The 16,782-nt window shown below is 69.5% G+C and carries 17 protein-coding genes and 2 pseudogenes; 5 read left to right on the top strand and 14 right to left on the bottom strand.

Annotated features, from left to right (window positions below):
• Window positions 1-11 precede the first annotated feature (11 nt).
• The 3 genes from ACGFYQ_RS08480 to ACGFYQ_RS08470 are packed head-to-tail and all read right to left on the bottom strand — an operon-like array spanning window position 12 to window position 1,653.
• On the bottom strand, window positions 12-749 hold the full coding sequence (locus tag ACGFYQ_RS08480) for a TIGR02391 family protein (RefSeq protein WP_393741334.1): 738 nt from the start codon (window positions 747-749) through the stop codon (window positions 12-14).
• A gap of 50 nt (window positions 750-799) precedes the next feature.
• Window positions 800-1,294 carry a GNAT family N-acetyltransferase gene (locus ACGFYQ_RS08475; protein WP_393741332.1) on the bottom strand — a complete coding sequence of 165 codons (495 nt, stop codon included), beginning with the start codon at window positions 1,292-1,294 and terminating at the stop codon, window positions 800-802.
• Window positions 1,291-1,653, bottom strand: a complete 363-nt coding sequence (locus tag ACGFYQ_RS08470) for a helix-turn-helix transcriptional regulator (RefSeq protein WP_053790345.1) — start codon at window positions 1,651-1,653, stop codon at window positions 1,291-1,293. Before ACGFYQ_RS08470 ends, ACGFYQ_RS08475 begins: the two co-directional genes overlap by 4 nt.
• 113 nt (window positions 1,654-1,766) lie before the next feature.
• Between ACGFYQ_RS08470 and ACGFYQ_RS08465 the strand changes: the two genes are divergently transcribed.
• Both ACGFYQ_RS08465 and ACGFYQ_RS08460 read left to right on the top strand, forming a co-directional pair.
• Entirely contained in the window at window positions 1,767-3,128 is a 1,362-nt protein-coding gene (locus ACGFYQ_RS08465; protein WP_393741329.1) for an NAD(P)-binding domain-containing protein, read from the top strand.
• A 5-nt stretch (window positions 3,129-3,133) separates the two neighbouring features.
• The gene (locus ACGFYQ_RS08460; RefSeq protein WP_393741327.1) at window positions 3,134-4,351 is read left to right on the top strand and encodes an MFS transporter; all 1,218 of its coding nucleotides are present in this window, start codon (window positions 3,134-3,136) and stop codon (window positions 4,349-4,351) included.
• 187 nt (window positions 4,352-4,538) lie between these two features.
• On the opposite strand, the gene xerC is transcribed toward ACGFYQ_RS08460, so the two are convergent.
• Window positions 4,539-6,074 carry a tyrosine recombinase XerC gene (xerC, locus tag ACGFYQ_RS08455; protein ID WP_393741325.1) on the bottom strand — a complete coding sequence of 512 codons (1,536 nt, stop codon included), beginning with the start codon at window positions 6,072-6,074 and terminating at the stop codon, window positions 4,539-4,541.
• A 540-nt stretch (window positions 6,075-6,614) separates the two neighbouring features.
• Between xerC and ACGFYQ_RS08450 the strand changes: the two are divergent.
• Window positions 6,615-6,928 (top strand): annotated as a pseudogene (locus ACGFYQ_RS08450) (cation transporter); the annotation flags it as partial.
• Between the two features lie 116 nt (window positions 6,929-7,044).
• Here the strand turns inward: ACGFYQ_RS08450 and ACGFYQ_RS08445 are convergent.
• Entirely contained in the window at window positions 7,045-7,821 is a 777-nt protein-coding gene (locus ACGFYQ_RS08445) for an SAM-dependent methyltransferase (RefSeq protein WP_393741323.1), read from the bottom strand.
• 102 nt (window positions 7,822-7,923) lie between these two features.
• The gene (locus tag ACGFYQ_RS08440; protein WP_393741321.1) at window positions 7,924-8,577 is read right to left on the bottom strand and encodes a DUF1326 domain-containing protein; all 654 of its coding nucleotides are present in this window, start codon (window positions 8,575-8,577) and stop codon (window positions 7,924-7,926) included.
• Window positions 8,578-9,026: 449 nt separating this feature from the next.
• On the opposite strand from ACGFYQ_RS08440, the gene ACGFYQ_RS08435 reads away from it, so the two are divergent.
• On the top strand, window positions 9,027-9,650 hold the full coding sequence (locus ACGFYQ_RS08435) for a DUF1326 domain-containing protein (RefSeq protein ID WP_215019009.1): 624 nt from the start codon (window positions 9,027-9,029) through the stop codon (window positions 9,648-9,650).
• A gap of 85 nt (window positions 9,651-9,735) precedes the next feature.
• Here ACGFYQ_RS08435 and ACGFYQ_RS08430 read toward each other — a convergent pair whose 3' ends face one another.
• From ACGFYQ_RS08430 to ACGFYQ_RS08395, 8 genes and pseudogenes are all read right to left on the bottom strand, one after another.
• Window positions 9,736-10,566, bottom strand: coding sequence for a DUF2182 domain-containing protein (locus tag ACGFYQ_RS08430; protein WP_393741319.1), 831 nt, complete (start codon window positions 10,564-10,566; stop codon window positions 9,736-9,738).
• A gap of 140 nt (window positions 10,567-10,706) precedes the next feature.
• Window positions 10,707-11,088 (bottom strand): annotated as a pseudogene (locus ACGFYQ_RS08425) (HAD-IC family P-type ATPase); the annotation flags it as partial.
• A gap of 341 nt (window positions 11,089-11,429) precedes the next feature.
• The gene (locus ACGFYQ_RS08420) at window positions 11,430-11,696 is read right to left on the bottom strand and encodes a DUF4235 domain-containing protein (RefSeq protein WP_393741317.1); all 267 of its coding nucleotides are present in this window, start codon (window positions 11,694-11,696) and stop codon (window positions 11,430-11,432) included.
• Window positions 11,693-12,154 (bottom strand): DUF3618 domain-containing protein, encoded by a 462-nt coding sequence (locus ACGFYQ_RS08415; RefSeq protein ID WP_393741315.1) that lies wholly within the window; start codon window positions 12,152-12,154, stop codon window positions 11,693-11,695. The genes ACGFYQ_RS08420 and ACGFYQ_RS08415 overlap by 4 nt, the downstream gene beginning before the upstream one ends.
• On the bottom strand, window positions 12,151-12,564 hold the full coding sequence (locus tag ACGFYQ_RS08410; RefSeq protein WP_393741313.1) for a phage holin family protein: 414 nt from the start codon (window positions 12,562-12,564) through the stop codon (window positions 12,151-12,153). Before ACGFYQ_RS08410 ends, ACGFYQ_RS08415 begins: the two co-directional genes overlap by 4 nt.
• 333 nt (window positions 12,565-12,897) lie before the next feature.
• Complete coding sequence (locus tag ACGFYQ_RS08405; protein ID WP_393741311.1) at window positions 12,898-13,446, bottom strand: phosphatase PAP2 family protein; 549 nt, start codon at window positions 13,444-13,446, stop codon at window positions 12,898-12,900.
• 39 nt (window positions 13,447-13,485) lie between these two features.
• Window positions 13,486-14,547, bottom strand: coding sequence for a YihY/virulence factor BrkB family protein (locus tag ACGFYQ_RS08400; RefSeq protein WP_393741309.1), 1,062 nt, complete (start codon window positions 14,545-14,547; stop codon window positions 13,486-13,488).
• 503 nt (window positions 14,548-15,050) lie between these two features.
• Window positions 15,051-15,437 (bottom strand): hypothetical protein, encoded by a 387-nt coding sequence (locus ACGFYQ_RS08395; protein ID WP_393741307.1) that lies wholly within the window; start codon window positions 15,435-15,437, stop codon window positions 15,051-15,053.
• A gap of 263 nt (window positions 15,438-15,700) precedes the next feature.
• Here ACGFYQ_RS08395 and ACGFYQ_RS08390 point away from each other — a divergent pair, with 263 nt between their 5' ends.
• Complete coding sequence (locus tag ACGFYQ_RS08390) at window positions 15,701-16,762, top strand: PucR family transcriptional regulator (RefSeq protein WP_393741305.1); 1,062 nt, start codon at window positions 15,701-15,703, stop codon at window positions 16,760-16,762.
• The last annotated feature ends 20 nt before the right edge of the window (window positions 16,763-16,782 follow it).

The following is a 16,782-nucleotide window of genomic DNA, read 5'->3' as shown; positions in this document are numbered from 1 at the left end:
AGGTCGAAAAGTCAGGTGATCACGGTGGCGCTGTCGACCCAGCGGGCCAGAACGCTGAAGGCCGCCAGTTGCTCCAGCGCCTCGTGCTCGGGCAGCTCCGGCAGTCCGTCCTCGTGGCTGTTGGGGTTGCGGATGGCGGCGTAGCAGCCCTCGGCGAAGGTCATGGCCCCACGGTGGACGTTGCGGTAGGTGTCGCTGCCGTCGTCTTCCCTGAGCCGGAGTCGCGGCTGGCCGGGCTTGGGAAGGTCTTGGGAGAACGCCTGCTTGAACAGGTTGGTCTCGCTGATGTCCTTGCGGCCGAGCTTGTTCTGCGTCTCGGCGTTGATCTTGCGCGCGGCCGCTGTGACCGCTTCCCGGAAATGCCCGCTCTGCCACAACGGGCGTGCACCCTCCCAGGCCCAGGGGTGCATGGTTCCGGCGCTCAACTGTGGGGCGTCATCACCGAGCCGCTGGCGTATCTCGGCGTCACGCTCCAGAACGACTTTCGCGCGCTGGGCGGCTTCCCGGTACTGGTACCAGCGGTTGACCCGGTCATTGCGGGGCACCTCGTCCCGCCACCTGGGCAGCGCACGGTCCAGGATCTGTTCGACGACTTGCGCGCTCGCGACGATGTCCTTCTCGGCGCCGCTGGTGGTCTTCCTCGGCGAGAAGACCACGACGTCGCCAGGGGAACGGTTCAGGGGTCGCAGCTCTGTCAGCTCCAGGAAGCGGTCCAACTCGGCGCGGGCCCACGCGATGTCGATGCTCATGCTGGGCAGTGTGCACCCGTCCCCCGACACCGAAACCGCAGACCGGGCAGTCAGCCCGCCACGGAGCTGCGGCGCTCCAGCAGGACCACGTCGCGCCATACGCCGTGGTGCCGACCGATGCGCTCACGGGTGCCGATGACCCGGAAGCCGGCCCGCTGGTGGAGGGCGAGGCTCGCGCGGTTCTCGGGGAAGATGCCGGACTGGATCGTCCAGATCCCCGCGGCCTCCGTCGAGCCGATCAGTGCGGTGAGGAGCCGCATGGCGACACCTTGCCCACGGGCGGCAGGGTGGACGTAGACGGAGTGCTCGACCACGCCCGCGTATGCGCACCGGTCGGAGACCGCGCTCGCCGCGACCCAGCCGAGGACCTTGCCGTCGTCGCCGACGGCGGCGAAGCGATGCTCCGGCAGCTTGCCCGCCTCGAACACCTGCCAGGTGGGGGCGGTGGTCTCGAAGGTGGCGTTGCCCTCGCCGATCCCCGCCTGGTAGATCGCCAGGACCTCATCCGCGTGCGCATCGGCCAGCGGCGCGATGGTGATGCTCATGCGGCGGCCGCGCGGGTCAGGAGCTGTCCCATGGCAGCGAGCACCGCGGGCTCGACTCGGTAGTACACCCAGGTGCCGCGCCGTTCGGAGGAGAGCAGCCCCGCCTCGCGCAGCTTCTTCAGGTGGTGGGAGACCGTCGGCTGGGAGACGCCCACATCGGAGATGTCGCACACGCACGCCTCGCCGCCCTCATGCGAGGCGACCAGCGAGAACAACCTCAGGCGGACCGGGTCGCCCAGGGCCTTGAACATGACGGCGGTCCGCTCGGCCTCCTCGGCCGTCAGCGGACGCTCGGACAGAGGCGGGCAGCACGCCGCCACGGCCTCCGGCTCCAGCAGCGGCAACACCTTCGTAGTCATGCCCCCATCATCCGACGAATTTCGACGCATGTCTATGTTGACGAACGTCGATCCAGGGTCCACTCTAGAGGCGTCAGGACATCGACAGACGTCGAATCAACTGGGAGCCCGCCATGAACGCATCCACCGAAGCCCTGCCCGTCGTCGTGATCGGCGCCGGCCCGATCGGACTCGCCGCGGCTGCCCGCCTCATCGAGCGGGACATCGAGCCCCTGGTCTTGGAGGCCGGCCCCGTCGCCGCGTCCGCGGTGCGCGACTGGTCGCACGTACGCCTCTTCTCCACCTGGTCCGAGGTCGTCGACCCCGAGGCCGAGAAGCTCCTCGCACCCACCGGCTGGGTCAAGCCGGACGGTGCCACCTACCCGTCCGGCGGCGACTGGGCCGAGCTCTACCTCCAGCCCCTGGCCGACGTCCTCGGCGACCGCGTCCGCTACAACGCGACCGTCACCGGCGTCTCGCGCACCGGTCGCGACCGCATCGTCGACGCCGACCGCGAGACCCAGCCCTTCGTCGTTCACCTCACCAGCCCCGCGGGCCGCGAGGAGAGGATCTTCGCCCGCGCCGTCATCGACGCCTCCGGCACCTGGTCCACCCCCAGCCCGGCCGGCGGCAGCGGCCTGCACGCACTCGGCGAGAAGAGTGCCGTCGACCACATCACGTATCGCGTCCCCGACCTCAAGGACCCGGCCGTCCGGGCCCGGTACGCCGGCAAGCGCACCGCCGTCATCGGCTCCGGCGCCTCCGCCTTCACCGCACTCGCCTACCTCGCCGACCTGGCCAAGGCGGAGGACGGCATCGGGACGCACGCCACCTGGATCCTCCGGCGCGGGATCAGCGGCTCCACCTTCGGGGGCGGTACCGCCGACCAGCTGCCCGCCCGTGGCGCCCTCGGCCTCGCCGCGAAGGCCGCCGTCGACGGCGGATACGCGGACGCCGTCACCGGCTTCCGCACCGACGCCGTCGAACGCGACGGTGACGGCCGCCTCGTCCTCGTCGGCGAGGACGGCCGCCGCCTCGCCCCGGTCGACGAAGTCATCGTCCTCACCGGCTTCCGCCCCGACCTCACCTTCCTCGACGAGCTCCGCCTCGGCCTCGACGAGCGCCTGCAGGCCCCGGTCGAGCTGGCCCCGCTGATCGACCCGAACCAGCACTCCTGCGGCACCGTCTACCCGCACGGCGCCAGCGAGCTCTCCCACCCGGAGAAGGACGTCTACCTGGTGGGCATGAAGTCCTACGGCCGCGCCCCGACCTTCCTCGCCATGACCGGCTACGAGCAGGTCCGCTCCATCGCCGCCGCCCTCGCCGGTGACCGTGAGGCCGCCGAGCGCGTCGAACTCACCCTTCCCGAGACCGGAGTGTGCGGCGGCGCGGGCCTCTTCGACCAGCCCGAGGCGGCCGAAGAGACCGGCGGCGGCTGCTGCGCCGCCCCGGCCACCCTCACCATCGGCGCCCCCGCCTCCTCCGGCGGCTGCTGACCACCGTGCCCAACACCCAGGCCGGCGTGGCCGTGACCGGAACGGGGGTCCGGCCGCGGCCACGCGCCGCCCTGCCCGCCCTGTGCCTGACCCAGGTCACCAGCTGGGGCATCGTCTACTACGCCTTCCCCGTCCTCAACCCGCGCCTGACGGCCGACACCGGCTGGTCCGGCAACGCCACCACTGGCGCGTTCTCCCTCGCCTTGCTCGTCTCCGCCTTGGTCGGAATCCCTGTCGGTCGGATACTCGACCGCCGAGGTCCCCGAGCGGTGATGACCGCCGGATCCGTCATCGGCGTACTCGCCGTCCTGGCCATCGCCGCCGCTCCCAACCTGCCCGTCTTCTTCCTAGGCTGGATCCTGGCCGGAATCGCGATGGCGGCCACCTTCTACCCGCCCGCCTTCGCTGCCATCACCCGCTGGTGGGGACCCGACCGGGTCCGGGCGCTGACCATCGTTACCCTCGCCGGCGGCCTGGCCTCCACGGTCTTCGCACCGCTCACCGCCACGCTTGCGGAGCACCTCAGTTGGCGGCAGACCTATGCCGTCCTGGCCATCATCCTGGCCGCGATCACCATTCCGGCCCACGCATTGGCCCTGCGAGCCCCCTGGCCCTCGGCGCCTCCGGCCCCGCCCACCACCGACCGGACCCCGGTCGCCAAGACCCGCCCCTTCGTAGTCCTGGCGGCGGCCTTCACCTTCTCCAGCTTCGCCATGTACGCCGTCGTCATCGGCCTGATCCCGCTCCTCACCGAGCGCGGCGCCGGCACCACAACAGCTGCCTGGGCCCTGGGACTCGGCGGCGCGGGCCAGACCCTCGGCCGCACCCTCTACGCGGGCCTGGCCGCCCGCACCACGGTCACCGCCCGCACGGTCACCCTCATCGCCCTCGGCGGCGCCACCACCGCAGCGCTCGCCCTCATCCCAGGTCCGCTGCCTATGCTGGTCATCCTCGCGGTACTGGCAGGAGTCGTCCGCGGCAACCTCACCCTCCTGCAGGCCACCGCCGTCACCGACCGGTGGGGCACCACCCACTACGGCCGCCTCTCCGGACTCCTCGGCGCCCCAGCCCACATCGCCGCCGCCCTCGCCCCCTGGGCCGGCGCCGCCCTGGCGGGCCCTCTCGGCGGCTACCCCCAGCTCTTCGGGCTGCTCGCGGTGGTCTCCGGTGTGGCCGCGTGCCTCGCAGTGTGGGGACGGAGTGACGCGACATCAGCTCCGTGAGTCAAGAGGGCATGATGCGAGCATCGATTCCCACGTCGTCCAGCCGGGTCTCGCCCTCAATCGAGGTCTGGCGGGCCAGAGGGTCATGTGGTGCCCCTTGGGGACCAGTTGGGGACCAACGCCCACGTCGATGAGCGCACAGCATGTACGGATGTGCACGCTGTGCGCCCTGAGATTGTGCTGTATGTCAGGATTTTTTCTCCGGCCCATCGATCTGGGGGTCAAGGGGTCGCAGGTTCAAATCCTGTCGTCCCGACTTTGCTTTATGCAGGTCGGAGGCCGTTCTCTCGTATTTGAGAGGACGGCCTTTTCCATGCCCGGAGTCCTGGTGGTCGCAGTGTGGTCGCATGCCCGGTTCGGGGCTGGTCCGCCATGGTGCTGAACGCGGGCGGGGCGGGGGAGCGGAGCCGATGGAGGGCTTCGCGGAGGTGCTGGATGTGGTCGCGTGGTGGTCGCAGCCGTTCCGACCAGGTCCGTCGGTTTCGCGTTTCTGGGCCCGGGTGAGGGTGTGGTCGATGGTGTCGACGGCTTCGCGGGCGGCCTGCTGGGTGAGGTGGCTGTAGATGTTCGCGGTGGTCGACAGGGTGGAGTGCCGCAGCGTCTTGGAGACCACGGTGAGCGGGACGCCAGCGGTGATGGTGATGGTGGCGGCCAGGTGCCGCAGGTCGTGAACGGTCACCCTCGGCACACCGGCTTCTTGGGACAGCTGCCGGAGCCGGTCGAGAACGGCGTGGGGCCTGAGTGGCCCACCGTCGGGTCTGCAGAACACGAGTCCGGCGAACGGATCGCCTGGATCGGCGCGGGAGTAGGCCCTTGATTGGGACCGGTGTTGGAGTGCGGTGGCGACGCGAGGTGAGATGGCGACCCAGTTCCTGCTGGTACGGGTCTTCGGGCTGGTGATGACGAGGTGGTTGTTGTCGACCGCGGAGAGCGTGCAACGTACATAGAGGACACGCTCGGCCAGGTGGACGTCGTCCCAGTGAAGCCCCAGGGCCTCTCCTTTACGCATGCCGGTGCCGATGAGGAACTCGAACAGGTCGGCCATCTCCGGGTCTGCCTGATGGCAGTGCTGGAGGAAGCGGACGGCCTCGTCCGTGGTCCAGATCCGCCGCTCGGGCGACGGCGGACGGTGAAGAGCCGGGGGACTGGCGGGGTTGTGGGCGAGGCGATGCTGGCGGACCGCGTCACCGAGGGCGCTGGAGAGGGTGGCCAGGCACCGGTAGAGGGTGGTCCGGCCGCGGCCGGCGGCGAGCTCGCTGATGACGAACGCGGCGATGCGCCGGTGCCCGAGCTCGTCCAGCTTGAGGGTGCCGAAGGCGGGCGCGAGATCGTTGTGGACGTAGTCCCGGTATCGCGCGATGGTGGTCGGCTTGAGCACGAGCGCCTTGGCGGCCAGCCACGTACTCAGGTAGGCGTCGACGCTCTGGTTTGGGTCGGCGTTGAACCCGCCGGCCTCGCCCTCCAGGAACCTCCGCAGCGCCTCCTCGGCCGCGTCGTGGCTGCCGAATCCGCCACGGCGGACGGTCGTCCGACGGTGGCGCGGTGCCGGGACGTCGACCGCGAACGTCCACGTCCCGTGGTCACTGTCGGTGAGCAGCTGTGGGCAGTGCGCTCCGAGCTGGTGACGCAGGGTGTCGCGGCAGCCGCACCGGCGGAGATGCGGCCGCGGTCGGTGGTGGTACGCATGGGGACCGCCTCCAGGAGGTGGAGGAAGGGCCGACACCTCCAGTCTCGTGCGACCACCTGCGACCACCACGACCCATGCGCCTCCTGCGACCAGCTCTCTTCCCTTGTCTGTGCGCCAAGGGTGGCTTCCGTAGAGTGGCCGTCCGCGGGGGACCCAGCAGGTTGTTCGTCTGCTGGTGGTACACGGTCAGCACCCCCGCTGAAAAGGCAAAACGTATGTCGATCGCCGGAGTGTCGCAGCTTGGTCCGCAATTGCTCCGGATCTTGGTCCGCTTGGGCGGAGGACGGAAGCGCCGGCTCCGGGCCGAACCTGATGGCGAGGCCGTCGTCACAGTGGCGCCACCACGTTCGATACGCCCCGTACGTCGCAGGAGCCGTCGCCCTCGCCGCGGTGGGTGCCAGAGTGTGGCTGCCATGGCGGACGGATCGACTGATCCGGGGCAGCGATAGCCAGTGGCGGCACGAGGAGGCCGCGAAAATCGGCCAGCGCACGTGGACGTGACGACTGCCGGGGAGTTCGCGGACTTCGTCCTGGGTGAAGTTTGCACGGGAACCCGAACGATGGGCAGGCAGGGGCATCATGCCGTTCCTGTCCGCCGCCTAACGCCGGGCCGGTCGCGAACTCGGCTCAGCCAGCGCGGTCGCCGACTCCAAACAAACCCTGCTGTGTACCTATCTCTCCGGAGTCGTCCTGGTTGGTCTGGTACTCAATGCCACCCTCGGCTGGTCCTGGGCCGACCCGGCCGCCGCGCTGGTCATCGCCGCTGTCACGATCAAGGAAGGCCGGGATGCATGGCGGGGCAAGGACTGTTGCGCTCCCGACCCGGCTGCTGCGCCGAGGAGTGAGGCAGGTGGGTGCGACTGCCGTCCAGATGGGACTGCTGCACCTGATCTCACCGATAGGTTGCAGAACTGGGCCTCTATCGAAGGCGGATGACGGAAATCGAACCCGCGCCCTCAGCTTGGGAATGCGGTTGTACGCACGTCCGAACTGCCCGGGAACTGGGTCAAAGGGGTCGGGTCTGGGTGACGCGCCACAATCGGCGCGGCAGTTCGCCTTCCTCGAAGCCATGGACTTCGTTCAGGGTCCAGCCGTCGGACAGCGCTTCGACCAGGTCGCGCGAGAAGAAGTGCACGGCGAAGCCGCCGTGTTCGTAGATGTCGTCGCCGTGCGGGGTGCCGTGCACGGCGGTGCTGACTCGATCTGCGACGCCCTGGATGCGGGCGGCTTCCTGTAGCTGCTGGAGTCCGGCGCTGCTGAAGTCGGTGGCCTGGACGGTGAAGCCCTCACGGGCGAAGTACAGGGCGTCGCGGCCATGCCCGGACCCCAGCTCCAGCACATCGTTGGCTCCGGCCGCGCCGAGGACGGCTGCGGCGTGGACTGCGGGGGTGGAGGGCTGCTCGCCGTACATGCCCGGGTGGGCGAAGTAGGTGTTCTGCCAGTGGCGCCGCTGCGCGTCGGCCAGGTCCTGGTCGTGGAGGCGGCCAGTCAGCGCCTGGCGTAGCTGGCCGAGGCCGGGGAGACCCGAAAGGCCAGCCGGTGTCTGGTACACCCGGCACGCCAGCCCCGCCGGGCGACCGGCCTCGGCGAACGGGTCGCGTCCGTCGATCAGGAAGGTCGGGGACCCGGTGAAGCCGCGCTCTTCGGCCTCGCCCTGGCCAGTGACCACACGCGTGGTGACCGTGGCGCCGTGCAGGCCGACGTCGTCAAGCGCCTGCCGCAGCAGCTCGGCCGCGGGCTCGCTGTGCGGACAGTCGGGTACGACGAGGATCTCGATCTCCATGGCCTCAGCATCGCGGGTCGTCCACGGTCGGCATCACCGTCTGAGGAGCGACTCGGGGCACCTGCGGTGACCACCACTGTGGCTTCTGCGGAACGGCTGACCTTAGTCAGGGCCTGTCCAGTCGAAGGTGATGTGCTTGCTGGACTGGCCCTCCCGGCTCCAGTGGAAGCCGAAGGCGTCGGCGCGGTCCGCCGTGGAGCGGCCCCAGGTCGCGACCTGGCCCGGCCCGGTCTCCGAACCCGGCAGGTTGGTCGACTGGACCCGCGCACCCTCCGGAGTTGTCGGCCCGGTGAGCGCCACGGCGGTCGCCTCGACGCGGCCGGGGATCGTGGCTCGCCAGCCGCCGAGGTCCTCGTCGACCTCGATCTCGATAGGGGCGAAGTCCATGCCCCGCATCTCGGCGTCCATCATGCTCACCATTTCGGCCGGCCAGCTGCCGGCCTGGCCGCCGAAGATCATCTGCAGGGCTTCACGCTGTGCGTCGTCGGCTCGCTCGTCGAGGAATACTGCCGCGTAGGAGTCGGTGTGCTCGGCCCACACATTGCCGACGAAGGAGCCGAGCATCAGTACATTGAGGCCGTCCAGCGGTACATCACCGTAGTTACCCTCGCGTATGTGCCAGGCCAGGACCCCGTCGCATTCACCGTAGGTGGGCAGCTGGGCGAACGAGCAGGGGCAGGGGACATTGCACCTGCACGTATCGAACCAGTCACCGGCCGCGTGCCATCTCGGAACAGCCGCTGTCGTCTCAGACATCTCGTCGCCTCCTCGTGGCCCGCACGGGCGGGAATCACCGTCGGCGATGCCCCGCAGGACGTCAACACAGGCGCTCGGTGGCACGGGTCGTCATCAATTCTCCTCCCGCTGCCACGTGGGCAAAAGCCGGGCTGCCCGCGAGCGCGGCCATCGGGGCGACACCGGTCAAGGCGTGCGGTGTCTGTACTCTCTCGGAGTGCACGCCTAGCCTTGAAGGAGAGGAACTCCCGGGGGCTGGACATCTGCCCGTGGAGCCGGTCGATCATGGAGACTTGCGTCGCACGGAAGGACAGCGGGGCGTCTCGTACGGCCGTTGCCGGGGGCAGACGCGCGTCTCTGATCTCCAGTGTGTTTGCTCCGCCGGCCGCGCGCTCCCCACCCGCCGCTCTCGATGCCGGCGTCGTCCGCGCTATCGGACGACGGCAACTATCAAGCGATCGGGAGCAGTCATGACGTGGAGTATTTCCGGCAACTACTTGGCTGGTTGCTCATGTGCGGTGGTGTGCGGCTGCGCCGTCGATGCGAAGCCGCACGACCCGCAGGGGCGTGAGGAATGCCTCGGGTGCGCCGCCTTCCATGTGGAAGAAGGGCGCTTGGACGATGTGAACCTGTCCGGGGTGGACTTCGTCCTCTACAACCACTTCCCCTCCAACCTGACCTCCGGCAACTGGAAGGTCGGCCTGGTCATCGACGAGGGAGCCACTGACGAACAGACGGACGCGGTGGCACGCATCGTGTCCGGGAGCGAAGGTGGTGCGTTCGGCGAGCTCTCGCAGTTCTACGGCGAGAATCTGGGCGTGGAGCGGGCGAGCGTCTCCCTGTCCGACGGAGAGCAGCCCCGACTCAGCGTCGGCGGGAAGACCGAGCTCGAATTCGAGCCTCTCAGGGGGCCCGATGGAGGGCCCACGACGATGAAGAACGCGATGTTCGGGTTCTCTCCGGAGTTCACGCTGGGCCGCACCACAGGTAGTTCGAATGCCTTCGGACTGTCGTTCGATGGTGCGTATGGCGAGGTGTCCGACTACGCCTTCTCCAGCGAACAGCCCGAGGGTGCGCCCACCGGACGGGGTTGAGTCAGGCGAGCAACAACCGGTTTCGTTGGAACGCGGGAGGATGACCGCCGCACAGGGCTCTTCCCGCACGGCCCACGGCGACCGTTCATCCTGCCCAGCCGGTCATCTGGTCCATGGGTGGAGCGGATGTCTCCAGGCCGGGCAGCAGCCAGTCCTGGAACGGGGCGAGTACGGCCAGGACGAGGAACGCGAAGCCGACGGCCCAGGTCAGCCAGGGGCCCTGCCGCCAGAGTTTCTCCAGGAAGATCACGGCCGCCAGTCCTGCCATCGCGGCCACGTTCATGAGGCCGAGCGGGATCAGGACGATCATCAGTCCCCAGCAGCAGCCGACGCAGTAGAGCCCGTGGTGCGCCCCGACCCGCAGGTCCTTCGCCCAGGGCCGGTAACGCGAGTACTGGAGCAGCTGGAACATCGGGTTGCGGCAGTGCCGCAGGCAGACCCGCTTCAGGGGCCCGAACTGCTGAGCTGCCGCGAGGAGGAAGGCGGCGGCGCCGATCCAGCGGCCTGTCCCGGGGTTGCGGTCCACGAGGTGGCCAGTCGCGGCCAGGGCGCCGTACGCGAGCAGCCCGAAGGCGGTCCAGGCCAGGAGATACCCACTGACGAATTCGGCGATCCGCAGGGCGCGGGCAGGGCCGGTCGAGCGGCGGCTGATCCCGCGTACCCACGTGATGGCTACCGGTGCCACCGAGGGCAGCATCATCGCCGCCATCATGACCACCCACAGCAGCAGGAAGAGGGGCAGCGCCAAGCCCATGGTGCCGGGTTGCATCCCCATGTGGCGGGACTGGCCGATGGTGAGCACCCACGCCAGGGCGGCCAGCAGCACCATCAGGAACCACGCGACTGCCAGATCACGCGCGGGCAAGAGGACTCCGGGCCGAGTAGGTGCCGGCGGAGCCAGGCGCAGGTGCGGCATGGAACGCCTCCCAAGGACGCGAGCTGCCCTCTCCAGCAGATCACAGAACTGGAAGGCCCAAAACCTGGGAGGCGTGTCGAGAGCGCTGCCGAGCCGCGTTGACTGCCCCGGTCAGCGGCGCAGGGGCTGGAAGCGCCGCGCCGCAGGCTGTTGGAGACCACGAAGACGGAGGAGGGCGCCATCGCGGCCCCCGCGATCATGGGGTTGAGCACGCCGAGCGCGGCCAGCGGCAGGGCGGCGACGTTGTAAGCGAAGGCCCAGAACAGGTTGGCCTTGATCGTGCGAAGGGTGCGGCGGGCCAGCCGGATCCCCTCGCCGGCGGCCCGTAGGTCGCCCCGGACCAGAGTGAGATCGGAGGCGGCGCTCGCGGCGTCGGTTTCCGGTGCACCATGGCCAGGCCGAGGTCGGCCTGGCCAGTGCGGCCGCGTCGTTGACGCCGTTGCCAACCATGGCCACCACGTGGCCCAGCTGCCGTAGCCGCTGTGCCTCCGCGACCTTGTCCTCGGGATGGACCTCGGCAATGTCCTGCCCGAGCGTCATGAATTCCTTGACGCGTTGCATCCAACAGGCGAGGTGACTGATGCTCCGTTTCCAGTCCCCCGTGATGGCGCTCGTTGAATTTCGGGATCCTCATCACCTCCGGAGCGCCCACCCCGGAGGACCTTGACACTTCCGTGCCTGAGTACCCACGTCAGTGGCTGCTCTGCGGGCTGGCGAGGGGTGACTGCACCGGCGAGGAGGTCGGCGGTGGTGAGGGCAAGCGGTACTGGATGCGCAGCCGCCGTTTTCCCATATCGGGCGGCTATGCGGGGCGGCCGGCGGCGCCGGTCTGCTTCGGCGGGACCGGCGCGGTTTCGGTTGGGTCAGCCGGACCAGGTGCCCGTCAGGCGTCTGGTGGCGGTGGCGCCTGCCCGGTCGACGGCGGCCTTGACGACGGCGAAGATCGCGCCTTCGAGGGCTGCGGCGAGGAGAATCTCCTGCCACGTACGGTCTTCGTCGGTGGCGTCGGGGGCGTCCTCCTCGTGCCCGAGTATCTTCCACGCCTGCTTGAAGGCCACGCCGGCGAGCATTCCACTGACTGCGCCCAGAGCCAGACCGACCGGCTTGTAGGCGATCTTGGATGCCTTCATCGACGCCTCCTGCTGCGCCGTACGAGCAGGAAGACGACGAGCGCGGCGGCTGCGGCGAGCAGCGGGGTGCGCTTCGCCCGCGCGGTGGCCGCCAGCCGGCCGGTCTTCTCCCGTACGGAATCGGGGGTCTTGTCGGCTGCGAGCTGTCCGGCGTGGGAGGCGGCGTCGCGGACCTGCGCCGCGGCGTGGGCGGCTTGGTCGAGGACAGGGCCGGGCGTCTTGTCCTTCAGTAGCTGCTTGGCCTGCTCCGCCTTGTCGCGGATCTGGCCGGTAACGTGTGCGGCCTTCTCGGCGGCTTGCTCCTTCACGGCGGCGGCCTGCTCCTGCGCGCGGGCCTTCACGTCGGCCTTGGCCGCCAGCGCCTCAACGGTCTGGCCGAGCTCCTCGCGGGTGTGCTCGACCTGCTCGCGCAGCTCTTGGGGGGTGGGCGCGGACTCCTCACCGGGGGACTGGGTCATCGCTGGGTCTTCTCCTTGATCTCGGCCACGTCGGCCTTGACGCTGTCGATGGTCTGCTCCGGCGTAGGCGGGCCGGCCTTCGCGATCTGCTTCTTCCCGGCCATCGCCATGACGGCGGCGACCACTGCCAGCACGACGGCGACGATCAAGGCCGCAGCCCACACCGGGAGCAGCAGTGCCACGGCGGCGATCACGGCCCCTGTCAGGGCCTGGGCGGCCAGGAAACCGACCAGGCCGGCCCCGCCGAAGAGGCCGCCGCCGACCCCGAACCGCTTGCCCTTCTCGGTCATCTCCGCCCGGGCAAGCTGCATCTCTTCTCTCACCAGCTCCGAGAGCTGCTGGGATGCGCGGGTCACCAGCGCACCCACCGAGTCATCGGAGTCGTGGGCGTGCCGGTCAGCGCTGCTCACGAGTCTTCACCTTGCCTTCCTCGTGCTGCTCGGATCCGGTACTCCTCGATGGCTGCACGATGGCGGCCATCACCTTGCGGGGGGCTGCGGCGCGCCGTCAGCTGTCGCTCGTGGTTCCGGTTGTGTCCTGGATGGGGGCGTCGGCTTCGCGTCTGACGCAGTCGATTCCGTTCAGGCCGGCATGGTGGCTCGCCTAGTGCTCGCTGGCGGGCGATGACCTGGCCGCTGGTTGCGAGCGAGCCCCATGGCCTGCTCCTCCCTTTGTGAGGTCCAGGCTGCTCTCCGTGGCGCGCCTACCCGGTTACCCGGCCGAACATCCATGCCGCCCGCGCTTCACTCCAGGTGGCGCAGCAGCAGGCGCGGCGCGGCCCGCACTACAGCGGCCGCCGCCACCCCGATCACTGCTCCTGCCGCGACGTCGGAGGGGTAATGGGCGCCGCTGTGGACGCGCTCGATCGCCACCAGAGCGGTCGGTACGGCGCAGGCGGCGCCCGCCCACGGCCACGTCGGAGCGACGGCTGTGGTGAAGGCGACGGCGGCGGCGGTGTGCCCGGAGGGAAAGGAGGAACTGTCCGGCCGGTCCTCGACGTCTTCGTGCGGGAACCATTCCTTCGGGGGCCGTCGGCGCTCGACGAGCTGCTTCGCGACCCAGTTGGAGAGCACCTGCGCCATCGCCATGCCCGCGATGCCCGCGCCCGCGGCCCTGCGGCCCCTCCATCCGCCCCCGGCCGCCATGAGGACGGCCGCCGCCCACCACAGTTTCGTGTGCTCGGCAGCATCCTCCACCGGCGGCAGCAGGCCACGCGCCCAAACGGAATCCCAGAACGCCATGTGCTTGGTCAGCCGGTTCTCGCCCGCGCGCAGGCCCTCCACAATCCTCATGCTGAGCTGCTTCCCCGGCACAGGCGGTTCAGACGGTGCTCACTCCATGCGGCGGCGCTCCTCGTCACTCCACTTACGGGTGTCGCGTGGCTGGACGTAGGGCTCCTCGTCCTTGGGATAGCCACCGGCGATCGCGCGCTGGCGGGCCATCTCCGCGTCGAACTCCAGCCCCAGAAGGATGGCGATGTTGGTGATCCACAGCCACACCAGGAAGACGATCACCCCGGCGAGTGTGCCGTACGTCTTGTTGTAGGAGGCGAAGTTCGCGACGTAGAACGCGAAGCCGGCCGAGGCGATCATCCAGATCAGCAGCGCCAGGAAACTGCCCGGGGTCACCCACTTGAAACCGCGGCCCTTGGCGTTCGGGGCAGCCCAGTACAACAGCGCGATCATGATCGTGACGAGGAGGACCAGGACCGGCCACTTGGCGATCGACCACACCGTCAGCGCGCTGTCACCGATCCCCAGGGCGGTGCCGACCTGCCGGGCCAGCCCGCCGGTGAAGATCACGATCAGCGCGCTGGCACACGCCAGGATCGTCAGCGCCACGGTCAGGCCCAGGCGCAGCGGCAGCACCTTCCACACCGGTCGGCCCTCGGGCATGTCATAGACGGCGTTGGAGGCACGGATGAAGGCGGCCACGTACCCGGAGGCGGACCACACCGCGACAGCCAGGCCCACGACCGCCAGGAGCGAGCCGACACCGGCATTGCCCTGCAACTGCTGCACCGCACTGCTGATCACATCACGTGCCGAGCCCGGGGTCAGCTTCTGGAGGTTGTCCAGGACCTGCTTGGTCGCCGAGTCGCCGGCGATACCGAGGAGGGACACGAGGACGAGCAGGGCCGGGAAGAGGGCCAGTACCCCGTAGTAGGTCAGCGCCGCAGCCCGGTCGGCGAGCTCGTCGTCCTTGAACTCCCTGAGAGTGCCGCGAAGCACCGCCCACCAGGACCCTTTGGGCAGCTCGCTGAGCTGGTCCGGGGCCCGTTCCTCCACCTGCTCATCCGGTCCTTCGCTGTTGTCCCGGTCTGTATTGTCCCGGCCCGTGTCATAGCGGTCCTGGTCGTCTCCGTGGCCTGACTTTGGTGAGATCGGTGCCATACCTGGCGGCTTTCCACTACAGCGCAGCCCATGCACGGGCCCCGTAATCAGCCTGACGGTCCCGGGGCTCCGCGCTCAGCTGACCCGAGCCTCGGGGATGCCGAATAAGCCGACAGAATGCACCGGCCCCGCCTCACCCCGCCCAGCCCCGCCCCGGAACGGCTCGCCGTGCGGCAGCAGCCGGTACCGGCCGGATTCCAAGGGTCCCGGCCGGCACCGGCTGATCACCTTGCGTGGCCGGCGTCCTCTGGCGCCGTCGCAGCTACAGACGGCTTCTCCCGCCTCACCACATAGGGCACGGCCGAGGGCTGCCCCTCACAGAGGCCGCTCTTCGGTCGTTAGCCGACAGCTTGTTGCTGGCGCAGCCGTCCATTCTCCTGGGGGCGGGCAGCTGTAGTCCCAAAACAGTCCTCCACGCTGATCACGCGCCGAGGCATGGCCCGGCGTTGACGCGTCCGCGTTGGGGATGGCGGGTCAAGGTGCAGTGCGTCGACCAGGGCGGGTCACCATACGAGCCAGAGCCAAAGGCCGATGGTGGACAGGAGGACGACGAGGAACTGGGCCGTCATGGGGGCGGACCACTGCTTCTCCCCGGCCGGTCCGCCGCGTTCCTCACTGGCTGCGATGCGGGCCAGTTCCTGGCGACGTCCCAGCAAACCCAACGGGAAGGCCAAGATGACCATCGCATACATGGACAGGGCCTGTTCGGGCTGCATGTTCTCGGCGTAGTAGCGGGCGGCTGCGAATGCCGCCATGAATCCCGGTGCGAAGAGCATCCGTGTTCTCAGGCGTTTCGTCGGCATCCAAGAGATGAGGGGTATCAGGAAGAGTGCTGTGGCAGCGGTGGCGATGAGCCACCAGGCAGGGACGGAGATCGCGGCGGCGTTCATGTTTCTCTTTTCTCTACGGGGGATTCCTTCCGGGTGAGTGAGCCGGTACCACCCGGACGCCGTCACGGTCTTTCTTGGCGCGGTGTCCGGGCGGTCTCTCCCCGTGCCGTCATCCTCTCCGCCGCCGCAGGGCAACCACATTGCCGTTGACCGGCAGACTTTACGCTCTCTTTGTGCCGGTGGAAGCGTCCTTCGCTGCCTGTGGCACCCTGGTTCACGCATCAAGGGGGGCGTCGTGGCGGCGTCATGGTCGGGGGAATGTCGTGGCTCAGTGGGCAGCGCTGGACGAGCATGTGGCGGGGTATGCCGACGTTCTGGTGAGCGCCTGCGCGACGGGGCGCCGGCTCGACCGTGCCGAGCTGGACTCCCGCCGGGAGCTGGGGCAGCGTGCTGCCGAGGCAGGGTTCGCGCTGCGCGGGCTCGTCCGGCACCACTTGGCAGTGGCGCAGGAGGTGCTGCCGACGGTGCCGGCCGGGGCGGCGGCTTCGCTGTTGGCGGCGGTCCAGCAAGCGGTGGACGCCTTTGCCGAGGGGTACGAGCGCTCGCAGCACCATGCGGTCCGCCAGGAGGAGGCAGCGCGCCGGGAGTTCATCGACGACCTGCTGTACGGGCGCAGCGATTTGGGCCGGCTGGCGGAGCGGGCGGAACGCTTCGGGCTGCGCTTGTCCCAGGCTCACGCGGTGGCCGTGGCCAGTGGCCCGGAGCCGTACGGGGACGGGTATCCGGTGGCCCGTGGCATCGAGTCGGCGCTGCTGACCCGGTTCGCGGGTCGGCAGATCCTTCTGACCACGAAGGACGGGCGGCTGATCTGCGTGGCTCCCGGCGACCAGCCGGACGTCCTGGCGTTCTTCGCGAAGCAGGCGTACGCGGCCACCGATGGCGGGAAGGTGGCCATAGGCCGCTCGCATCCCGGCGCCGGCGGCGTGGTGCACTCGTACGAGGAGGCGCTCAACGCGCTTGATCTGGCGGAGCGGATGGGCCTGGACGCGCCGGTGCTGCATGCCGCGGATCTGCTGGTCTATCCGGTCCTGACACGGGACCGCCAGGCGATGGCCGACCTGGTGGAAAGCGTGCTGGGCCCGCTCCGCAAGGGGCGTGGAGGCGCCCAGTCCTTCATCGACACCCTCACCGCGTACTTCGACAGCGGCTGCGTGGCGACCGAGGCCGCGCGTCGGCTGTCGCTGAGCGTGCGGGCGCTGACCTACCGGCTGGAGCGGATCCACAGCCTGACCGGCGCCGACCCGGCCGACCCGGTGAACCGTTACACGCTCCAGACGGCAGTCATCGGCGCCCGCCTGCTGGGCTGGCCCGACACGGAGGCCTGAGCGCGCACCTCACGGGGTGA

Source organism: Streptomyces sp. NPDC048258, from assembly GCF_043201995.1.
In the GTDB taxonomy this organism is placed as follows: domain Bacteria; phylum Actinomycetota; class Actinomycetes; order Streptomycetales; family Streptomycetaceae; genus Streptomyces.
The sequence above is the reverse complement of the archived record's forward strand: the minus strand, read 5'-3'. Positions and strand labels throughout refer to the sequence as shown.

Coding starts and splice junctions, on each gene's coding strand:
- ACGFYQ_RS08480 (WP_393741334.1), bottom strand. CDS start 749: ATGAGCATCGACATCGCGTGGGCCCGCGCCGAGTTGGACCGCTTCCTG.
- ACGFYQ_RS08475 (WP_393741332.1), bottom strand. CDS start 1,294: ATGAGCATCACCATCGCGCCGCTGGCCGATGCGCACGCGGATGAGGTC.
- ACGFYQ_RS08470 (WP_053790345.1), bottom strand. CDS start 1,653: ATGACTACGAAGGTGTTGCCGCTGCTGGAGCCGGAGGCCGTGGCGGCG.
- ACGFYQ_RS08465 (WP_393741329.1), top strand. CDS start 1,767: ATGAACGCATCCACCGAAGCCCTGCCCGTCGTCGTGATCGGCGCCGGC.
- ACGFYQ_RS08445 (WP_393741323.1), bottom strand. CDS start 7,821: ATGGAGATCGAGATCCTCGTCGTACCCGACTGTCCGCACAGCGAGCCC.
- ACGFYQ_RS08440 (WP_393741321.1), bottom strand. CDS start 8,577: ATGTCTGAGACGACAGCGGCTGTTCCGAGATGGCACGCGGCCGGTGAC.
- ACGFYQ_RS08435 (WP_215019009.1), top strand. CDS start 9,027: ATGACGTGGAGTATTTCCGGCAACTACTTGGCTGGTTGCTCATGTGCG.
- ACGFYQ_RS08430 (WP_393741319.1), bottom strand. CDS start 10,566: ATGCCGCACCTGCGCCTGGCTCCGCCGGCACCTACTCGGCCCGGAGTC.
- ACGFYQ_RS08420 (WP_393741317.1), bottom strand. CDS start 11,696: ATGAAGGCATCCAAGATCGCCTACAAGCCGGTCGGTCTGGCTCTGGGC.
- ACGFYQ_RS08415 (WP_393741315.1), bottom strand. CDS start 12,154: ATGACCCAGTCCCCCGGTGAGGAGTCCGCGCCCACCCCCCAAGAGCTG.
- ACGFYQ_RS08405 (WP_393741311.1), bottom strand. CDS start 13,446: ATGAGGATTGTGGAGGGCCTGCGCGCGGGCGAGAACCGGCTGACCAAG.
- ACGFYQ_RS08400 (WP_393741309.1), bottom strand. CDS start 14,547: ATGGCACCGATCTCACCAAAGTCAGGCCACGGAGACGACCAGGACCGC.
- ACGFYQ_RS08395 (WP_393741307.1), bottom strand. CDS start 15,437: ATGAACGCCGCCGCGATCTCCGTCCCTGCCTGGTGGCTCATCGCCACC.